Origin of the sequence: Streptomyces prasinopilosus (assembly GCF_001419695.1) — a bacterium.
Classification (GTDB): domain Bacteria; phylum Actinomycetota; class Actinomycetes; order Streptomycetales; family Streptomycetaceae; genus Streptomyces; species Streptomyces prasinopilosus.
The window spans coordinates 13,357-32,203 of the sequence record NZ_LIRG01000043.1 but is presented as its reverse complement, the minus strand read 5'-3'; the positions used below and the strand labels follow the sequence as shown (position 1 = coordinate 32,203).

Below are 18,847 nucleotides of genomic sequence, written 5' to 3'. Positions count from 1 at the left end.
GGTGGACCACGTTCCCGGAACCTCCGCTCCAGTGACTCTCGAACGGCGGTCGGCAGCCTGCTCCTCAGGAGTTGTCTCCCATCCTTACGAGGAGCCATGACAGAGGCGTCTGTGCACGAACACTCCGGTGTCCTGGCCGACAACGGTCTGTGCGAACCCAAGACTCCGGCCGGGCGACGGCTGCTCGACCTCTTGGAGCGGTATCTGCCGACCCTGGAGGCGGAGAGCCGGGAGAACGACCGCGAGGCCACTCTGCCCGTCAGCCTGTTCGACCGAATGCGCAAGGAGGGAGCGCTGGGCGCCACCGTCCCGGAGGACCTCGGGGGGCTCGGCGTCCACTCGCTGCACGACGTCGCGCTGGCCCTGGCCCGGATCGCCGGCCGGGACGCGGGCGTGGCACTTGCCCTGCACATGCAGTTCAGCCGGGGCCTGACCCTGGACTTCGAGCGGCGGCACGGGGCGCCGTCGACACGGCCGTTCGCCGAGGACCTGCTCCGGCAGATGGGGGCGGGCGAGGCCGTGATCTGCGGAGCGGTGAAGGACGTGCGCGGCACCACCGTGCTCACCCGCGCCGCGGACGGATCCTACCGGCTGGACGGCCGCAAGACACTGGTCAGCATGGCCGGGATCGCCACCCACTACGTGGTGTCGGCCCGGCTGGAGGAGGCGGGCGCCCCCGTCCGGCTGGCCGCGCCGGTGGTCGCGCGCACGAGCCCGGGCCTGACCGTGCTGGACAACTGGGACGGCATGGGGATGCGGTCCTCGGGCAGCGTGGACATCGTCTTCGACGGCTGTCCCGTGGACCGCGACCGGGTCCTGCCGCGCGGCGAGCCGGGCGTCCGCGACGACGCGGCGCTCGCCGGGCAGACGGTCAGCTCGATCGCCATGCTGGGTATCTACGTCGGCATCGCCGGGGCCGCCCGTGGGATCGCCGTCGCGGAACTGCGCAGGCGCGGCGGCGCGCCGCCGGCCGGGGTGCGGACCACGATGGCCGGGATCGACGCCCGGCTGTTCGCGCTGCACACCGCGGTGGCGAGCGCGCTGACCACCGCCGACCGGCTCGCCGACGACCTCAGCGGCGACCTCGCCGCCCGGGGCCGCGCGATGATGACGCCCTTCCAGTACGCCAAGCTGCTGGTCAACCGGCACGCCGTGGATGTGGTGGACGACTGTCTGACGCTCGTGGGCGGGGTCGGCTACAGCAACTCCCATCCCCTGGCACGCCTGTACCGCGATGTCCGGGCGGGCGGGTTCATGCACCCCTACAACTTCACGGACGGCGTCGACTACCTGAGCGAAGTGGCACTCGGCCGGTGAGCACCGGGCCGATCAGTACCGGGCAGCACGGGACCGGGATCCCTGGAGTCGGAGGACGTCGATGAAGGTACGGGAACTGACGGTGCGAGGGGCGTTCACGTTCGAGCCGGAGGTGTTCCCGGACGAGCGGGGGCTGTTCGTCTCGCCGTTCCGGGAGGATGCGTTCACGGCAGCGGTCGGCCACCGGCTCTTCCCGGTGCGGCAGACGAATCACAGCCGGTCGCGGCGTGGGGTGGTGCGGGGCGTGCACTACACCGTGACACCGCCGGGCTCGGCCAAGTACGTGTACTGCGCCCGCGGCAGGTCGCTGGACATGGTCGTCGACGTGCGGGTCGGCTCCCCGACGTACGGCCAGTGGGACGCCGTCGAGCTGGACACCCGGGAGTTCCGGGCGGTGTACTTCCCGGTCGGAGTGGGACACGCCTTCGTGGCCCTGGAGGACGACACCGTCATGTCGTACATGCTGTCCGGGGAGTACGTGCAGGCGAACGAACTCGCCGTGTCCGTGCTGGACCCGGCGCTCGGGCTGCCCGTGCCGGGCGACCTGGAGCCCCTGCTGTCCGGCCGGGACCGGGCGGCACCGACCCTGGGGCGGGCCCGGGCCGCCGGGACCCTTCCGGAGTACGCCGCGTGCCGGGCGGTCGAGTCGGAGCTGTGGCCGCCGGCGGGGACACGTGGGGAGGGGTGAGGCGGGCATGCGGGTCGTGGTGCTGGGGGCGACGGGCAGCGTCGGCCGGCAGGTCTGTGCGGCGTACGCGGCGCAGGGGTGGGACGTGCACGGCGTGGCCCGTCACCCGGCACCGCATCTGAACGGGTGCGGGTTCACCGGGCTGGATCTCGCGGCCGCCGCGCCCGGGCGGATCGCCGCGGTGCTGGGCGATCCCCCGGCGGACGTCGTGGTCAACGCGGCGGGCGGCTGGGGCGACACCGAGGAGGAGATGACGTACTCGCACCTGCGGCTGGTGCGGCATCTGGTGAAGGCCCTCGCACTGCTCCCGTACCGGCCCCGGCTGGTCCATCTGGGTTCGGTGCACGAGTACGGTCCCGTCCCGGCCGGCACGCTGCTGCGCGAGGACCTGGTGCCGGAGCCGGTCACGCCGTACGCGCGCATCAAACTGGAGACCTCGTCGGCCGTCCTGACCGCCGCGCGGGCCGGTGTGCTGGACGCGGTGGTGCTGCGCGCGGCGAACATGTCGGGCCCGCACCCGCCGCAGGAGAGTTTCCTGGCCGCCCTGATGGCGCGGGTCAAGGCCGCCCTCGCGCACGGCGGACGGCTGGAGTTGAGCGTCGCCGACGCCCGGCGGGACTTCGTCGACGTGCGGGACGTCGCGCAGGCGGTGGTGCGGGCCGGGCGGGCTCCGGAGGTCGGCGGGCTGGTCGTCAACATCGGGCGCGGCGACGCCGTGCCGATCGGTGACCTGGTCGACTGGCTGCTGGAGGCCGCCGCCTTTCCGGAGGACCGGGTCGACCGCCGGGCCGCGCCGGTCCGGAGCAAGGGCGGCGACTGGACCCGGCTGGACATCGGGCGAGCCCGGCGGCTGCTGCCCTGGGCGCCGCGCATCGGTCTGAGGGACTCCGTCCACAGCATGTGGCGGACCGCGCACGGCACCCCGGGCTGAGGTCACAGGCCCGTGACGACCTCCCGGACCGCGTCGATCACCTTCTCCTGCACGTCGGCGCGCAGCGAGGGGTACATCGGCAGGGAGAAGATCTGGCCGGCCAGCCGCTCGGTCACCGGCAGGTCGCCGGGGCCGTAGCCGAGGTGGGCGAATCCGCTCATGGTGTGGACCGGCCACGGGTAGCTGATGTTCAGATGAATGTCGTAGGCGGTGAGCGCCTCCAGGATGCGGTCCCGTTCGGGGTGGCGCGCCACATACACGTAGTGGACGTGGTCGTTGCCCTCGGCGGTCGTGGGCAGCACCAGGCCGTCGAGGTCGCCGAGTCCCTCCTCGTAGCGGCGGGCGACGGTCCGGCGGCCCTCGACGTAGGCGTCGAGGCGGCGCAGTTTCCGGCGCAGGATCTCGGCCTGCACCTCGTCGAGCCTGCTGTTGTGCCCGGGGGTCTCCACGACGTAGTAGCGCTCCTCCATGCCGTAGTAGCGCAACCGCCGCAGGCGCCGGTCGACCTCCGCGTCCGGCGTCACGACGGCGCCGCCGTCGCCGTAGGCGCCGAGGACCTTGGTCGGGTAGAAGGAGAAGGCCGCCGCATGGCCCTGGGTGCCCACCAGCCGTCCGTGGCGGCGGGCGCCGTGGGCCTGAGCGCAGTCCTCCAGTACCTTCAGGTCGTGCTCGGCGGCGAGCCGGAGCACCGGGGCCATGTCCACGCTCTGTCCGTAGAGGTGGACCGGCAGCAGGCAACGGGTGCGCGGGCCGATCACCGACCGGAGCCGGTCGGTGTCCATGAGGTGGTCGTCCTCCCGCACGTCGACGAAGACGGGGGTGGCGCCTACGGCGTCGATGGCGACCACGGTGGGGGCCGCGGTGTTGGAGACCGTCACGACCTCGTCCCCCGGACCGATGCCGAGTGCCCGCAGGCCGAGGACCAGCGCGTTGGTGCCGTTGTCGACGCCGGTGCAGTGCGGCAGCCCGTGATAGGCGGCGAACTCCTCCTCGAAAGAGCGGACGCTGCTTCCGAGAATGAGCCGGCCGGACTCGAATACGGTTTCCACCGCATCGAGAATGTCGGCGCGTTCTTCCCGGTATTCATCGAGGTATTGCCAGACGTGGGTGGACACGGGACTCCTTGTCGGGGCGCGGTCAGGCGAGCGCGACGGAGGCGGCTGCCGGGACTTCCGGACCGTTCCGGTCGATGCCGGGATCGGCCCGCAGGATCGCGTACTGGAGGTGCTGGAGACGGGCGGACGGTTCCACCCCCAGCTCGTTCACCAGTGTCTTGCGGAGTTTGATGAAGGTTTCGAGGGCCTGGCTCGTGCGGCCCGAGCGGTGGAGGGCGATCATGAACTGGGCCCACAGGTTCTCGTGCATGGGGTGGCGGGCGGTGAGCGCTGACAACTCGGGCAGCAGGCTCGCGTGCCGGCCCAGCCTGAGGTCGGTCTCCACGCGGGCCTCCAGGACACCGAGCCGGCTCTCCTCCAGGCGTGCCACCTCCATGCCGATCCGCAGGCCGGCGTGCACGTCCACAAGCGCGTCCCCGCGCCACAGGTCGAGGGCCTGGCGGAAGCGTGCGGACGCCAGGTCGAGCTCTCCGCGCTCGCACGCCCGCTTGCCCTCCTCGGCGAGACGCTCGAAGGCGTGCACATCGGTGTGGGTGGGGTCCACGTCGAACAGGTAGCCGCCGTAGCAGGTGCGCAGCACATCCTTGGCGGGCCCGTTGTGGCTCGCGCCGAGGGCCACGGTGATGCCCCGGCGCACCTGGAGGATGTAGGTCTGAAGGGTGGTCAGCGCGCTCGCCGGGGGCTGGGTCCCCCAGAGTTCCTCCATCAGCGCGGGCACCGGCACGACGGTTCCTGTCTGGAGGGCGAGCAGGGAGAACACTTGCCGGGGTTTTCTGGCTATCGGGGTCACCGACGTGCCGTTGTGGTGTGCGACGAGCGGGCCCAACATATTGATCTGCATTGCCGGTGCTCCCTCTGTGGCGTTCGGATCGCGTCAGCAGGTGGCATGTTTCCGGCGGCCGAAGGATGTCCTTGGGCGGCCCCGTTTGTTCGGTCCATCCTCGCAAGTGAACGCCCGCTGTGAAAGTGTGTTCGACACCTATCAGGGTTAATTCAGCACGTCCTGATGTGAGAAAGTCACAGGGGTCCGCCGACCGGGGTGTCCGCACCGGGCGCACGGCACGCGGATCAGCGCAGCCGGGCGGGCAGTTCGGTGAGCCGCGCCGTCTGGGCCCCCTTCCGGCTCCACCGCAGTTCGTCGTACGGAACGGCCAGTCGGGCCTCGGGGAATTTGCTGCGCAGTACGCCGATCATCGTGCGCGACTCCAGCTGGGCCAGCTGCTCCCCGATGCAGTAGTGCGGCCCGTCACCGAAGGTGAGCCGCCGCCACGAGGGGCGGTCGGGGTGGAAGGCGTGCGGGTCGTCGTGATGGCGGCCGTCGGTGTTGGTGCCCTCGATGTCCACCAGCACCGGCGCTCCGCGGGGCAGCCGGACGCCGCCGAGGACCACCTCCGTGGCCGTGAACCGCCACAACGTGTAGGGCACCGGCGGGTGGTAGCGCAACGCCTCCTCCACGAACCGGGAGACGGCGTCGTCATCGGCGTCCGCCGCGAGGCGGCCCGCCAGGACCTCCGCGAGCAGGAAGCCGAGGAAGGAGCCGGTGGTGTCGTGCCCCGCGAAGATGAGCCCGGTGATCATGTAGACGAGCTGGTCGTCGGAGACCGAGCCGAACTCGGCCTGCGCGCGCTCGTACAGCACGCGGGTCATGGTCCGGGTGTCGTTCCGCCGGGCCGAGCGCACGGCTTCGAGGAGCAGGCTCTCCAGGGCCGAGGTGTCCGGCACGCCCCCGGCGGGGTCCGCGCCGCCCCCCTCGCCGCTCTGCGGGCTGCCGAGGCCGAGTGCCTTGAGGACGCTGACGGCCTCACGTGCCATCGCCGGATCGGTCACCGGCACGCCGAGCAGCTCGCAGATGACCAGCAGCGGGAAGTGGTACGCGAAGCCGCCGATCAGCTCGGCCGGTTCGCCCGACCGGTCGGAGGCGTCGGCGAGTTCGGTGAGCAGCCGGTCGGCGACGGCGGCGATGCGGTCCGTCCGCTCGGCCAGCCGGCGCGGGTTGAACGCGGGCGCGTGGATGCGGCGCAGGCGCCGGTGGGCCTCGCCGTCCACCGCGATGAGCGTGAACGGACGCAGCTCCGGAACGGGGCTGTCAAGACCGTCGTCCACCCCCTGCCAGGCCGCGGGAGCGAGGTCGGGGTCCTTCACGAACCGGGGATCCGCCAGCACCTCGCGGGCGAGGGCGTCGTCGGTGACGACCCAGGCGGGTCCGCCCGCGGGGGCGTTCACCTCGACGACCGGGCCCGCCTCCCGGAAGACGTCGTGCACCTCGGGCTTGCGCTGCATGGTCATCACGGGACACGCGAACGGGTCGACGGCCACCCGGGGCGCCCCGCCGCTCACGCGGCACCGCCCGCCGCCGCGGGGTACCCCTCCCGCAGTTCGACCACCGAGAAGCCGGCCCCGTGCGGGTCGAGCAGGTCCGCCCGCCGCCCCCTGGGCGTGTCGGCGGGCTCGTTCTCGACGGAGCCGCCGAGTTCCACGGCGCGCCGGGCCGTCGCGTCGCAGTCGCGCACGGCGAACAGCACGGCCCAGTGCGGCCGTACCGCGCCGGTGACGCCCAGCGTCCGGGTACCGGCGACAGGTGTGTCTGCGATGTACCAGACCGGGTCGGTCACGCCCTCCAGGCCGGTGTCGACCGGAGCCAGTCCGAGAGTCGCCGGGTAGAAGTCCCGGGCGGCCCCGGGGCCGTCGGTCACCAACTCGACCCAGCCGACCGAGCCGGGCACACCGGTCACCTCCGCGCCCTCCATGAATCCCTTGCGCCAGACCGCGAACGCGGCCCCGGCGGGGTCGGAGAAGACCGCCATCCGGCCGAGGCCGAGGACATCCATCGGGGTCATGATGACCTCGCCGCCCGCCGTCTCGACCCGCTTGGTCAGCGCGTCGGCGTCGTCGGTGGCGAAGTACACGGTCCAGATGGCCGGCATGCCGTGCTGGTCGTTCCCGGGCCCGTACGGCCGGTGGTAGGGGGTGTCGATCTGGTGGCGGGCGACCGCGGCGACCAGCTTCCCGTCGGAGCTGAACGTCGTGTACCCCCCGGCGCCCGGGTCACTGACCACAGTGGCGGTCCAGCCGAACAGGCCGGTGTAGAAGTCGGCCGAGGCGGCGACGTCGGGCGAACCGAGGTCGAACCATGCGGGGGCGCCGGGCGCGAACCTGGTCACGAGTCGTTCCTTTCGATGGATCGGCACACGAGCGTCTGCGCTCGCGGATGAGACGGACATGCGGGCGCGGCGGTCAGTGCGCGGTGTCGCCGACGGCGGCCGCGCCGGCCTCCCAGAGCTTCGCCGCGAGGCCGGCGTCGGCGGTCGGGCCGCTCACCGGGGACAGCCGCCGGTCGCTGTAGTAGCCGCCCGTGGTCAGCTCCCCGGCCGGTGCGGTCGCCAGCCACACGAGGGTGTCGGCGCCCTTCGCCGAGGAGCGCAGGAAGGGGTTGAACCGGAAGTAGGACGAGGCGACCGTGCCCCGTCCGATGCGGGTGCGGACCTGGCCGGGGTGGTAGCTGACCGCCAGCACCTCCGGCCAGCGCCTGGCGGCCTCCGCCGCGGTCATGATGTTGGCCTGTTTGGACGTGCCGTACGCCTGGCCCGCGCTGTAGCGGTGACGGTCGCCGTTGAGGTCGTCCGGGTCGATCCGGCCCTGGGTGTACGCGTCGGACGAGGTGAGGATCAGCCTCCCGCCCGCGAGCCGCTCCCGCAGCAGCCGTGCCAGCAGGAAGCCCGCGAGGTGGTTGACCTGGAGGGTGGCCTCGAACCCGTCCGGGGTCGTGGTGCGCGACCAGAACATGCCGCCGGCGTTGCTGGCCATGACGTCGATGCGCGGGTACCGGTCCCGCAGCCGCTCTCCCAGGTCGCGCACCTGGCGCAGCTCGGTGAAGTCCGCGCGGAAGGCGTCCGGGGCCGGGCCCGCGGTCCGGGACACCTCGTTCGTGACGGCCCGCAGACGCTCGGGATCCCGGCCGACGAGCACGAGGTGAGCCCCCTGGCGGGCGAGCGCGAGGGCCGCCGCTCGGCCGATGCCGGACGTGGCCCCGGTGACGAGCACCGTCCGGCCCGGCAGGCCGCCGCGCGGTGTCCCGTGGTGCGCAGTGGAGGCCGTCATGCCGCCGCCCGCAGCCTCTCGTTGACGAAAGCCAGCATGCCGTGCGGCGTCCTGATCTCCGCCAGTTCCTCCTCGGGCAGCTTCACCCCATAGGTCCGCTCGATGTGGTTGACCGTTTCCAGGACGGCCAGGGAGTCGAGCCCGAGGTCCTCGAAGGTCACGGCGTCCGCGTCCGCGAGGTCGGGGACCTCGTCCTCCCCCAGGCTCTGCCGCATGATCTCCCGCAGTTCCGCCAGGCTGAGCTCAGCCATCCCTGCTCCTCCGTACCGGTTGCTGCACGACGTGTACGGCCCGTCCGGGACCGCGGCGACCACCCTCGGTTCCGCGGGTCCAGTCGTACTGGAGCGGCGGTGGACCGGCGGTTGTCCGCCCCGCCTCGAGACACGCGGAACAGGTTGGGCACGGCGCCGGCCTGCGGGCGCACGCGGCCGGACCGGGACCGGGCCACCTGAGGCCATCACACGACTCGAGGGATGACCATGGACGCGCTTGCGGCGGACGACGTGCCGACGACCGAGTCGGCGGATTCGGCGGACCCCGGCACCTACCTCCAGATACAGCGGTTCTACGCCCGGCAGATGCAGCTCCTGGACGACGGCAGGGCCGAGGACTGGGCGCGCACGTTCACCCGCGACGGCGTCTTCGAGGTGGGGGGCGAGGCGGTCCGCGGGGTCACGGACATCGCACGGGCCGCGCGGCGGACCACGGACCGGTTCGCCGCCGAAGGGGTCACCCGACGGCACTGGATCGGCATGCTGACCGTCGGCGGAAAGCCCGACGAGGCCACGGCCCGCAGTTACGCGGTGGTGCTGGAGACGCCGCGCGACGGCGACCCGGTGCTGCGCCGCAGCACGGTGTGCACGGACGTCCTGGTGCGGGAGGCGGGCGAGTGGCGCGTCAAGCACCGCACCGTCACCCGGGACGGGCTGGACTGACCGTGCGTGCCCTCCCGGCCCTCTCGGTGCGCCGGCACAGCGGCGCCGCGATGACCGCCCAGATCGCCCGGTCCGTCCTCGCCCGGGACGGCCTGGGCGGTGGCATGGACCGTTTCTGGGCGTGGTACGCCGACCGTTCGGCGCGGGTGGTGCACCGCACCGAACGGATTCCACTGGACGCCCTCAAGGGGTGGGACCGCCACCCGGTCACCGGGGCCGTCTCCCACCACACCGGGAGGTTCTTCAGCATCGAGGGACTGGACGTGCACATCCCGGGCGCCCCCGTGCCGCGCTGGTCCCAGCCGATCGTGAACCAGCCCGAGGTGGGCATCCTCGGCTTCCTGGTGAAGGAGCGCCACGGGGTCCTCCACTGCCTCGTCCAGGCCAAGTTCGAGCCCGGCAACCCGGGCGGGCTCCAGCTCTCCCCGACGGTCCAGGCCACCCGCAGCAACTACACGCGGGTGCACGGCGGCAAGGCCGTCCCGTACCTGGAGCACTTCCGCGACACCGCCGGACGGCAGGTGGTTGCCGACGTGCTCCAGTCCGAACAGGGCTCCTGGTTCTACCGCAAGCGCAACCGCAACATGATCGTCCAGGTGTTCGGCGAGGTCCCGCTGCACGAGGACTTCCACTGGCTGACGCTGGGCCAGCTGCACCGGCTGCTGGGGGTCGAGAACCTCGTGAACATGGACGCGAGGACGGTGCTGGCCTGCCTGCCGTTCGCGAGCGAGGGAGCGCACCCGCTGGCCGACGCGGAACCGGCCGGAGCCGACGGCCCCGGGGGCGGCCACCCGGTGGCCCCTGCCCGCCCCGACGGCGGCGAGAGCCGGGTGGACGCCGGTTTCCACCACTCCCTCGTGCGGTCGTGCGCGGCGACCGAGGGCAGCCTGCACAGCACCGTGGACATCGTCAGCTGGATCTCCGACCTGCGCAGCCGCACCGACGTGGTGACCCGCCCGGCCGCGTTGAACGCCCTGCCGCACTGGTACGAGCGGGACGGCGCGATCGCCCATGAGAGCGGCCGCTTCCTGGAGGTGATGGCCGTCGACGTGACGGCCGCCTCACGGGAGGTGCCCGGCTGGAGCCAGCCGATGATCGAGCCCAGGGACCAGGGGGTCGCGGCCTTCCTGGTCCGGCGGATCGACGGGGTCCTCCACGTTCTGGCGCACGCGCGCGTGGAGCCCGGCTATGTCGACGTCGTGGAGATCGCGCCCACCGTGCAGTGCACCCCGGGCAGTCTGCACGCCCTGCCCGCCGAGGCCAGGCCCCGCTTCCTCGACGCCGTGCTGGAGGCTCCGCCCGAGCGCGTGCGCTACGCGACCGCCCTCGCGGAGGAGGGGGGCCGCTTCCACCACGCGGTGAACACCTACATGATCGTCGAGGCCGACCGCGACATCCCGGACGGCGGCGACTACCGCTGGCTGACGCTCCACCAACTGGTCGGGCTGCTGCGTCACTCCCACTACGTCAACGTCCAGGCCCGCACCCTGGTCGCCTGTCTGCACAGCCTGTCCACGGGCTCGCCCGCCACCCGCTCGGCCGTGCCGTCCGCCCCGCCCCGGAGGTGAGTTCCCCGTGCGCGTCCTGTTCGCCACCATGGCCGCGCGGTCCCATGTCTACGCCCAGGTCACCCTGGCGTCGGCACTGCGGACCGCGGGGCACGAAGTGCTCGTGGCCAGCCAGCCCGACGTCCTCGACGACATCGTCCGGGCCGGTCTCACCGCCGTGCGGATCGGGGAGGACCTCAACATCGAGGAGGAGACCCGGGAGGCCAACGCCGGCTTCCAGGACGACCGCAACCTCGGCGGTCTCGCCATGAGCAACACCCGTCACGACCCCTTCCCGTGGGACCACGCGCTCGGCATGTTCACCGCGATGACCGCCATGGTCTTCCAGAACGTGAACCCCGAGCCCATGGTCGACGACCTCGTCGACCTCGCCCGCGACTGGCGGCCGGACCTCGTGGTCTGGGACCCGCTGACCCTGGCCGGTCCGGTGGCCGCCCGGCTCAGCGGGGCGGCGCACGCCCGGCTGCTGTTCGGCCCGGACCAGATGGGCCGGAACAGGACGGCGTTCCGCGCCCTGCTCGACCGGCAACCGCCCGGGCTGCGCGACGACCCGCTGGCCGAGTGGCTCACCTGGACGCTGGAGCGGTGCGGCGGCAGCGCCGGGGACATGAGCGAGGAACTGGTCCTCGGGCAGTGGACGATCGACCCCACGCCGCCGTCGATGCGCATCCCCCTGGACCTGCCCTGGGTGCCGGTGCGCTACGTGCCGTACAACGGGCCCTCCCTGCTCCCGGACTGGCTGCGCGAGCCGCCCCGCCGCCCGCGGCGCCTGTGCCTGACGCTCGGTGTGTCCCTCGGCGAGGCCACGGGCGCCGGCACGGTCGCCGCCTCCGACGTCCTGGCGGCCGTGGACGGCCTGGACGTGGAGGTCGTCGCCACCCTGCCGCGGGAGCTGCGCGAGGAGCTCGGCACCCTGCCGGCGAACGTGCGGGCTGTGGACTTCGTCCCGCTGAACGCCCTGCTGCCGTCCTGCTCGGGCATCATCCATCACGGCGGGTCCGGCACGTTCATGACCGCCCTGGTGCATGCGGTGCCGCAGCTGATCGTGCCCGACATGATGTGGGACGCCATGGAGAAGGCGCACGGCCTGGCCCGCAGCGGTGCGGGCGGCTACGTGGACGCCCGGGACGTCTCGCCGGAACTGCTGCGCGAGCGCGTCCTCGCCCTGCTCGACGACCCTTCCTACGCCGCCGGGGCGCACCGGGTGCGCGCCGAGATCGTCGGGACGCCGAGCCCGAACGACATCGTGCCCGTGCTGGAGCGGCTGACTGCCGAGCACCGGACCGGCAGGGCAGAGCGACGCCCGGCCCTCGAGCCACCCTCCACCGGCGGTGCCTAGCCTCGCCGCATGGAGAACACACAGCGATCCGTGATCGTGACCGGCGGCGGCTCCGGCATCGGACGAGCCGTCGCCCGCGCCTTCGCCGCCCGGGGCGATCGTGTCCTCGTCGTGGGCAGGACCCCGGGCCCGCTGGCGGAGACGGTGGACGGGCACAAGGACGCGCACACGCTGGCCGTGGACATCACCGACCCCGCGGCGCCGGAGGCGGTCGCCCGGGAGGCGCGCGAGCGGCTCGGCGGCGTGGTCGACGTGCTCGTGAACAATGCCGCCACGGCCGCCTTCGGACACCTGGGCGAGTTGGACCGCGCCGCGGTGGAGACGCAAGTGGCCACGAACCTCGTGGCCCCGGTGCTGCTCACCCAGGCGCTGCTCGGCCCGCTGGAGACCGCTTCCGGCCTGGTGGTGAACATCGGTTCGGCGGGCGCGCTCGGCCGGCGGGCCTGGCCGGGGAACGCGGTGTACGGGGCGGCCAAGGCGGGCCTGGACCTGCTGACGCGGTCCTGGGCCGTGGAACTCGGTCCCCGCGGCATCCGCGTGGTCGGTGTCGCCCCGGGGGTGATCGAGACCGGCGCGGGGGTCCGGGCGGGGATGTCCCGGGAGGCGTACGACGGCTTCCTGGAAGCCATGGGCCGGCGCGTCCCGCTCGGCCGCGTGGGCCGGCCCGAGGACGTCGCGTGGTGGGTGGTGCGGCTCGCCGATCCCGAAGCCGTCTACGCCAGCGGCGCCGTGCTGGCTGTGGACGGGGGTCTCTCGGTGACGTGAGGCCCCCCGGTCCGGACACCCGCGGGGCGCCCTCCGCTCACCGCAGGGCGCCCCGCCCGCGCTCGCCGGGGGGAGATCGTCCCGGGCACCGACCGGGACGCGGCGGGCCCCGCCCCGGGGGAACCGGGACAGGGCCCGTACGGGCTCGGGACGTACGCCTCAGGCGCCGGACTCGGCGTACCGCCTGGCCGCTTCCAGGGTCAGGAGGCTGTTGCGGCCCAGGGCCCGGCGGACGAAGTCCACGGCGTCCGCCTCACTCGCCCCGGCACCGAGGACGCCGGGGATCGCCGACCGGGCCACGGACACGGTGTGGGCCGAGGTGACGGCGATCCCGTCCCCGTCGTCGGCAGGCCGGACCGACCAGCGGCCGAGGTGGAGCGAGAGCAGCGGCGGCGTACGCAGCTGCTTGTAGACGATGACGTGCCGTTCGGGGAAGCACACCCGCACCGACGCGGTGGTGTGTACCGAGCCGTCCGCGGTGAGGGTGTCCATCTCCATGTGCTGGAGCCCCGGTTCCTCCTCCTTGACCGCGATCCGCGCGACGTGGGAGAGACGTTCCTCCCAGAGGTCGCTGCGGTGGAGGAAGTCGTAGACTTCCTCGGCCCGTCCGTGGACGGTGACGGTGTCCTCGAAGGTCGTCGGCGCGGTGCCGTCGGGCCGTTCGAGCGCGGTGCGCAGGGACGCCAGTTCCGCTTCGCTGTTGCGGTCCACGGCCCGGTGGATCCAGTCGATCGTCTCCGGGTCGTCGTTCACGGCCCGGAAGTCGTGCGTGAGCCGCACCCGGGCGCCGCCGTCACCGGCCTCCTCGACGATCCATTCGCCGCCCATCGCGGCGACGGGGCGGGCGGACACCTCCTGCCGGAAGCGGATGCGCCGGGCCCGTTCGTCGAGTTCGCGCCGCGACGTCCAGGTGCGCAGCGAGCCGTTGGCGGTGGCCCAGATGCGGATGCGCTCGGTGGAGCGGGTGCGCTCGATCTGTTCGACGTGGACGCTGGGCGGGAACACGGCGGGCCACGCCCGGGCGTCGGCGAGTGCGGCGAACACGGCGTCCGGCGCGGCGGAGGTGTGGATCTCGTGTTCGGTCTGCTGAAGCGGCGACGCGGACATCTGCCCTCCTGGGTTCGGGTCTCGGACGATCAGTAACTGCCGAGGCCACCACAGACGTTGATGGCCTGGGCCGTGATCGGGTCGGCGCTGTCGGAGGCCAGGTAGTGCACCGTCCCGGCCACCTCCTCGGGCGTCGAGTAGCGTCCGAGGGGGATCTTCGCCTGGAACTTCTCCAGGACGTCGTCCTCGGTGACGCCCCAGAAGGCGGCATAGCGCTGCCGGACGCCCTGTGCCATGGGTGTCTCGACATACCCGGGGCAGACGGCGTTGACGGTGACGCCCGTCTTGGCCAGCTCCAGCGCGACGGCCTTCGTGAACCCGATCAGGCCGCTCTTGGATGCGGAGTAGGGGGCGCCGAGGGCCACTCCCTGCTTGCCTCCCGTGGAGGCGATGTTGATGATCCGGCCCCATCCGCGCTCCGACATGCCGCCGGCGGCGAGGACGGCGCGGGTGACCCGGAAGGCCCCGTTGAGGTTGGTGTCGACGACGTCCAGCCAGAGGTCGTCGGTGATCTCGGCGGTCACACCTCCACCGCCGCGGCCCGCGTTGTTGACGAGGATGTCGATCCGCTCGAAGCGGTCCCGGGCCGTACGGACCAGCCGGTCGACGTCGTCGGTGCTCCGCACGTCGCACGGCGCGCCGTCCACCTCCAGTCCCGATGCCTGAAGTTCCTTCACGGTGCCGGTGACGGCGCTCTCGCTGCGAGCGCACAGGAACACCCGGGTCCCGTCCCGGGCGAGCTTGCGCGCCACCGCGAGACCGATGCCGCTGGTTCCCCCGGTCACGAGTGCGACCCGGTCGGCTGCCTCGGACATGGTCCTCCCTTCGACGGAGCATCAACCTCACACCCCGCGCTCGAGCCGCGCTTGACGACCCGGCTTCCAGAGGGGGTCGAGCGGCGCCGCAGAGCCTCGGAGTCCGGCGTGACCGCCCCCGCGCGGGCCCGGCCGCACCGTCTCACCGATGTTCCCCACACCTGGACCAACGGACCCGTGGAGCAGCGATGCCTCTGCCAGAACCGAACGACGCCGGCTCCGGAACGGTGACGTTCGTCAACCGATTCACCCTGAGCGGATCCGCCGAGGACTTCGAGGCGGCGTTCGCCGGAACGGCCGAGTTCCTGTGCCGCCGGCCCGGCTTCCGCTGGCACACCCTGCTGGTGCCCGCGGACACCGGTCGCGGCCCGGCGGACGCCCGCCCGCAGTACGTGAACATCGCGGTCTGGGACGACGAAGCCTCCTTCCGCGCCGCCGTGGCACACCCGGATTTCCCGGCCCACGCGTCCGCCCTGCGGGCCCTGAGCACCAGCGAACCGACTCTGTACCGGCACCGCCAGGTCCGTGTCGCGCCGGACGTCGCGGCCCCGAGCGGGCCCGGAGGGCGGACGAGGTGAGCCGGCGGGTCGTCATCACCGGGATCGGCGTGGTGGCTCCCGGCGCCACCGGGACCAAGCCGTTCTGGGAGCTCCTGCTGTCCGGAACCACCGCCACCCGCGCCATCAGCACGTTCGACGCCACGTCCTTCCGCTCCCGTGTCGCCGCCGAGTGCGACTTCGATCCGGTGGCGGCGGGGTTGTCCGAGGAGCAGGCCCGGCACCTCGACCGGGCCGGGCAGTTCGCGCTGGTCGCCGGCCAGGAGGCGCTCGCCGACAGCGGGCTGAGGATCGAGGAGGACGTCGCGCACCGGGTCGGGGTGTGCGTGGGCACCGCCGTCGGCTGCACCCAGAAGCTGGAGTCGGAGTACGTCGCGCTCAGCGCGGGCGGAGCGCACTGGGTCGTGGACCCCGACCGGGGATCGCCCGAGCTGTACGACTACTTCGTGCCCAGCTCCCTCGCCGCCGAAGTGGCCTGGCTCGCCGGGGCGGAGGGGCCCGTGAACATCGTCTCGGCCGGGTGCACCTCGGGGATCGACTCCATCGGGTACGCCTGCGAGCTCATCCGCGAGGGAGCGGTGGACGCCATGGTCGCGGGCGGGGTGGACGCCCCCATCGCGCCGATCACGGTGGCCTGCTTCGACGCCATCCGGGCGACCTCCGACCACAACGACACGCCCGGGACCGCCTCGCGTCCCTTCAGTCGCAGCCGCAACGGCTTCGTGCTGGGCGAGGGCGGTGCGATCGTGGTCCTGGAGGAGGCGGAGGCGGCCCTGCGCAGGGGTGCGCGGATCTACGCCGAGATCGGCGGATACGCCTCACGCAGCAACGCCTACCACATGACCGGGCTGCGCGCCGACGGCGCCGAGATGGCGGCGGCGATCACCGCGGCGCTCGACGAGGCCCGCCGCGTCCCCTCGGACGTGGACTACGTCAACGCCCACGGAACGGCGACGAAGCAGAACGACCGGCACGAGACCTCCGCGTTCAAGCGCTCCCTGGGGGACCACGCGTACCGGGTGCCCATCAGCTCCATCAAGTCGATGATCGGCCACTCCCTGGGGGCGATCGGCTCGCTCGAAGTGGCGGCGACGGCCCTGGCCGTGGAATACGGGGCGATCCCGCCGACCGCGAACCTACACGAACCGGATCCCGAACTCGACCTGGACTACGTCCCCCTGACGGCGCGTGAACGGCGGGTGCGGCACGCGCTGACGGTGGGCAGCGGCTTCGGCGGCTTCCAGAGCGCCATGCTGCTGAGCCGTTTCGAGAGGTGAGCCCCATGACAAGTACCGCGGCGCGGACCGCGTCCTCGCAGTTCCCCGTGTCGCCCTCGGCCCGGCGGGACCGCACGGTGGTGACGGGCCTCGGCATCGTCGCCCCCAACGGACTGGGGGTGCGCGCGTACTGGGACGCCGTCCTGAACGGCCGCAGCGGCATCGGGCCGCTGCGGCGGTTCGCCGGCGACGGCCGCCTGGGCCGGCTGGCCGGGGAGGTGGACGATTTCGTCCCCGGGGACCATCTGCCGAAGCGGCTGCTGGCGCAGACCGACCCGATGACCCAGTACGCGCTGGCCGCCGCCGACTGGGCGTTGCGGGAGGCCCGTTGCTCCCCCTCGTCGCCCCTGGACGCCGGTGTGATCACGGCCAGCGCGTCCGGCGGCTTCGACTTCGGCCAGCGGGAGTTGCAGAACCTCTGGAGCAAGGGGCCGGCCCACGTCAGCGCGTACATGTCGTTCGCCTGGTTCTACGCCGTCAACACCGGGCAGATCGCCATCCGGCACGATCTGCGCGGCCCGGTCGGTGTGGTGGTGACCGAGCAGGCGGGCGGCATCGACGCCCTCGCGCACGCTCGCCGCAAGGTCCGGGGCGGAGCCGAGCTGATCGTCTCGGGCGCCGTGGACTCGTCCCTGTGCCCGTACGGCATGGCGGCCCAGGTGAAGTCGGGCCGGCTGAGCGGCTCGGACGACCCGGCGGCCGGGTACCTGCCGTTCGACCGGCGGGCGGCCGGACACGTGCCCGGCGAAGGAGGGGCGATCCTCACCGTCGAGGACGCGGAGCGGGCCGCCGCGCGGGACGCCGCGGTGTACGGGGAGATCGCGGGGTACGGTGCGAGCTTCGACCCCCCGCCCGGCTCCGGCCGCCCCCGCACGCTCGCCCGTGCCGTCGAAACGGCACTGGCCGACGCCGGGCTGGACGCATCCGACGTGGCCGTGGTGTTCGCCGACGGCGCGGCCGTGCCCGAACTGGATGCGGCCGAGGCGGAGGCCCTGGCGTCGGTCTTCGGGCCGCGCCGGGTCCCGGTGACGGTCCCCAAGACCCTCACCGGCCGGCTGTACTCGGGCGCCGGGCCGCTGGACGTGGCGACCGCGCTGCTGGCGCTGCGGGACGGGGTGGTCCCGGCGACCGCCCACGTCGACCCCGACCCGGACCTGCCGCTCGACGTGGTAACCGGGCGGCCCCGGCCCCTGGCCGACGGCGGGGCGGCCCTGGTCGTCGCCCGCGGCCACGGAGGGTTCAACAGCGCCCTGGTGGTCCGGGGGGCGGCGTGAGCGTGCCGGAGGCGACGTCCGGGGACATCCACGTGGCCGGCTGCGGCGTCTGGCTGCCCCCGCCGGTGACCACGGAGCAGGCCCTGGCCGCCGGCCACTGCGACCGCAGGCTCGCCTCCTCGACGGGGGTGCTGTCGGTGGCGGTCGCCGACAAGGAGACCCCGGCGGAGATGGCGGCGCTGGCGGCCCGGACCGCTCTGGACCGCTCCGGCGTCGAACCGGCCCACGTCGACCTCGTCCTGCACGCCAGTCTGTACTTCCAGGGGCACCATCTGTGGGCGCCGGCCTCCTACGTCCAGCGGGTGGCCGTCGGGAACCACTGTCCCGCCATGGAGGTGCGGCAGGTGTCCAACGGCGGTATGGCCGCCCTGGAACTGGCCCGCGCCTACCTGCTGGCCGCCCCGGACCGGGCGGCCGCGCTGATCACGACGGGCGACCGGATGCATCCGCCGGGCTTCGACCGCTGGCGCAGCGACCCCGGCACGGTGTACGCCGACGGCGGTACCGCCCTCGTGCTCTCCCGGCGGGGCGGCTTCGCCCGGTTGCGCAGCCTGGTGACGGTCTCGGAACCGGTGCTGGAGGGCATGCACCGGGGCGGGCACCCGTTCGGCCCGCCGTCTCCCGAGGAGCAGCGGACCGTTGACCTGGACGCGTACAAGCGGGCATACGTGGCCGAGGCGGGGAGCCCGTTCAGCGTCGCACGGGTCTCGGCGGGCCAGGAGGAGGCACTGACCGGGGCGCTGGAGGCGGCCGGGGTCGGCCTCGACGACATCAGCCGGGTCGTGTTGCCGCACATGGGGCGGCGCCGGCTGAGCGCCGCCTACTTCACCAAGTGGGACATCGAACCCGAGCGCACCACCTGGGAGTTCGGACGGCGGACCGGTCACCTGGGAGGCGGTGACCCCATCGCCGGGTTCGACCACCTCGTCGGCTCCGGCCGCCTCGCCCCCGGGGAGCTGTGTCTGCTGGTCAGCGTCGGCGCCGGCTTCAGCTGGTCGTGCGCCGTCGTGGAGTTGCTGGAACGCCCGTCGTGGGCGGCCGCCCCGGCCGCCCGGTGAGGA

Annotated in this window: 19 protein-coding genes; 11 read left to right on the top strand and 8 right to left on the bottom strand. The window is 73.1% G+C overall.

The annotated features are described in order from the left end of the window. Positions 1-96 precede the first annotated feature (96 nt). The 3 genes from dnmZ (at position 97) to AOK18_RS02830 (ending at position 2,936) form a co-directional block, all read left to right on the top strand. Positions 97-1,317 carry an amino sugar nitrososynthase DnmZ gene (gene dnmZ, locus AOK18_RS02840; protein ID WP_055693217.1) on the top strand — a complete coding sequence of 407 codons (1,221 nt, stop codon included), beginning with the start codon at positions 97-99 and terminating at the stop codon, positions 1,315-1,317. A gap of 61 nt (positions 1,318-1,378) precedes the next feature. Beyond that, positions 1,379-2,005 carry a dTDP-4-dehydrorhamnose 3,5-epimerase family protein gene (locus AOK18_RS02835; protein WP_055571844.1) on the top strand — a complete coding sequence of 209 codons (627 nt, stop codon included), beginning with the start codon at positions 1,379-1,381 and terminating at the stop codon, positions 2,003-2,005. A 7-nt stretch (positions 2,006-2,012) separates the two neighbouring features. After that, complete coding sequence (locus AOK18_RS02830) at positions 2,013-2,936, top strand: NAD-dependent epimerase/dehydratase family protein (protein WP_055693216.1); 924 nt, start codon at positions 2,013-2,015, stop codon at positions 2,934-2,936. A 2-nt stretch (positions 2,937-2,938) separates the two neighbouring features. Here AOK18_RS02830 and AOK18_RS02825 read toward each other — a convergent pair whose 3' ends face one another. The 6 genes from AOK18_RS02825 to AOK18_RS02800 form a co-directional block, all read right to left on the bottom strand. Next, a complete protein-coding gene (locus AOK18_RS02825; RefSeq protein ID WP_055693215.1) occupies positions 2,939-4,051 on the bottom strand; it encodes a DegT/DnrJ/EryC1/StrS family aminotransferase in 1,113 nt (370 codons plus the stop codon). A 22-nt stretch (positions 4,052-4,073) separates the two neighbouring features. Continuing rightward, a complete protein-coding gene (locus tag AOK18_RS02820; RefSeq protein ID WP_055571847.1) occupies positions 4,074-4,892 on the bottom strand; it encodes an AfsR/SARP family transcriptional regulator in 819 nt (272 codons plus the stop codon). A gap of 227 nt (positions 4,893-5,119) precedes the next feature. Further along, on the bottom strand, positions 5,120-6,331 hold the full coding sequence (locus AOK18_RS02815) for a cytochrome P450 (protein ID WP_157865005.1): 1,212 nt from the start codon (positions 6,329-6,331) through the stop codon (positions 5,120-5,122). A 53-nt stretch (positions 6,332-6,384) separates the two neighbouring features. Beyond that, a complete protein-coding gene (locus AOK18_RS02810; protein WP_055693213.1) occupies positions 6,385-7,212 on the bottom strand; it encodes a VOC family protein in 828 nt (275 codons plus the stop codon). A 73-nt stretch (positions 7,213-7,285) separates the two neighbouring features. Continuing rightward, the gene (locus AOK18_RS02805) at positions 7,286-8,149 is read right to left on the bottom strand and encodes an SDR family NAD(P)-dependent oxidoreductase (protein WP_206281493.1); all 864 of its coding nucleotides are present in this window, start codon (positions 8,147-8,149) and stop codon (positions 7,286-7,288) included. Next, the gene (locus tag AOK18_RS02800) at positions 8,146-8,400 is read right to left on the bottom strand and encodes an acyl carrier protein (RefSeq protein ID WP_055571850.1); all 255 of its coding nucleotides are present in this window, start codon (positions 8,398-8,400) and stop codon (positions 8,146-8,148) included. The genes AOK18_RS02805 and AOK18_RS02800 overlap by 4 nt, the downstream gene beginning before the upstream one ends. A 228-nt stretch (positions 8,401-8,628) precedes the next feature. Here AOK18_RS02800 and AOK18_RS02795 point away from each other — a divergent pair, with 228 nt between their 5' ends. From AOK18_RS02795 to AOK18_RS02780, 4 genes are read left to right on the top strand one after another with little or no spacing between them, the layout of a single operon-like run. Beyond that, positions 8,629-9,084, top strand: a complete 456-nt coding sequence (locus AOK18_RS02795; RefSeq protein WP_055693229.1) for a nuclear transport factor 2 family protein — start codon at positions 8,629-8,631, stop codon at positions 9,082-9,084. 2 nt (positions 9,085-9,086) lie between these two features. Further along, a complete protein-coding gene (locus tag AOK18_RS02790) occupies positions 9,087-10,652 on the top strand; it encodes an NDP-hexose 2,3-dehydratase family protein (protein WP_240503029.1) in 1,566 nt (521 codons plus the stop codon). 7 nt (positions 10,653-10,659) lie between these two features. Then, a complete protein-coding gene (locus AOK18_RS02785; protein ID WP_055693212.1) occupies positions 10,660-11,991 on the top strand; it encodes an activator-dependent family glycosyltransferase in 1,332 nt (443 codons plus the stop codon). A 9-nt stretch (positions 11,992-12,000) separates the two neighbouring features. After that, positions 12,001-12,756, top strand: coding sequence for an SDR family NAD(P)-dependent oxidoreductase (locus tag AOK18_RS02780; protein WP_206281492.1), 756 nt, complete (start codon positions 12,001-12,003; stop codon positions 12,754-12,756). Positions 12,757-12,915: 159 nt separating this feature from the next. Here the strand turns inward: AOK18_RS02780 and AOK18_RS02775 are convergent, their stop codons facing one another. Together AOK18_RS02775 and AOK18_RS02770 are read right to left on the bottom strand one after the other, a co-directional pair. Further along, positions 12,916-13,863 carry an aromatase/cyclase gene (locus tag AOK18_RS02775; RefSeq protein WP_055693211.1) on the bottom strand — a complete coding sequence of 316 codons (948 nt, stop codon included), beginning with the start codon at positions 13,861-13,863 and terminating at the stop codon, positions 12,916-12,918. Positions 13,864-13,892: 29 nt separating this feature from the next. Continuing rightward, positions 13,893-14,678 (bottom strand): SDR family NAD(P)-dependent oxidoreductase, encoded by a 786-nt coding sequence (locus tag AOK18_RS02770; protein ID WP_055571854.1) that lies wholly within the window; start codon positions 14,676-14,678, stop codon positions 13,893-13,895. A 188-nt stretch (positions 14,679-14,866) separates the two neighbouring features. Between AOK18_RS02770 and AOK18_RS33880 the strand changes: the two genes are divergently transcribed. Genes AOK18_RS33880 through AOK18_RS02750 form a run of 4 tightly spaced genes read left to right on the top strand, consistent with a single transcriptional unit; the run spans position 14,867 to position 18,844 of the window. Next, on the top strand, positions 14,867-15,256 hold the full coding sequence (locus tag AOK18_RS33880) for an antibiotic biosynthesis monooxygenase family protein (RefSeq protein ID WP_055693210.1): 390 nt from the start codon (positions 14,867-14,869) through the stop codon (positions 15,254-15,256). Further along, complete coding sequence (locus tag AOK18_RS02760) at positions 15,253-16,512, top strand: beta-ketoacyl-[acyl-carrier-protein] synthase family protein (protein ID WP_055693209.1); 1,260 nt, start codon at positions 15,253-15,255, stop codon at positions 16,510-16,512. The genes AOK18_RS33880 and AOK18_RS02760 overlap by 4 nt, the downstream gene beginning before the upstream one ends. A gap of 5 nt (positions 16,513-16,517) precedes the next feature. Continuing rightward, on the top strand, positions 16,518-17,786 hold the full coding sequence (locus AOK18_RS02755; protein WP_079104816.1) for a ketosynthase chain-length factor: 1,269 nt from the start codon (positions 16,518-16,520) through the stop codon (positions 17,784-17,786). Continuing rightward, positions 17,783-18,844, top strand: coding sequence for a ketoacyl-ACP synthase III family protein (locus AOK18_RS02750; protein ID WP_240503028.1), 1,062 nt, complete (start codon positions 17,783-17,785; stop codon positions 18,842-18,844). The genes AOK18_RS02755 and AOK18_RS02750 overlap by 4 nt, the downstream gene beginning before the upstream one ends. Positions 18,845-18,847: the final 3 nt, after the last annotated feature.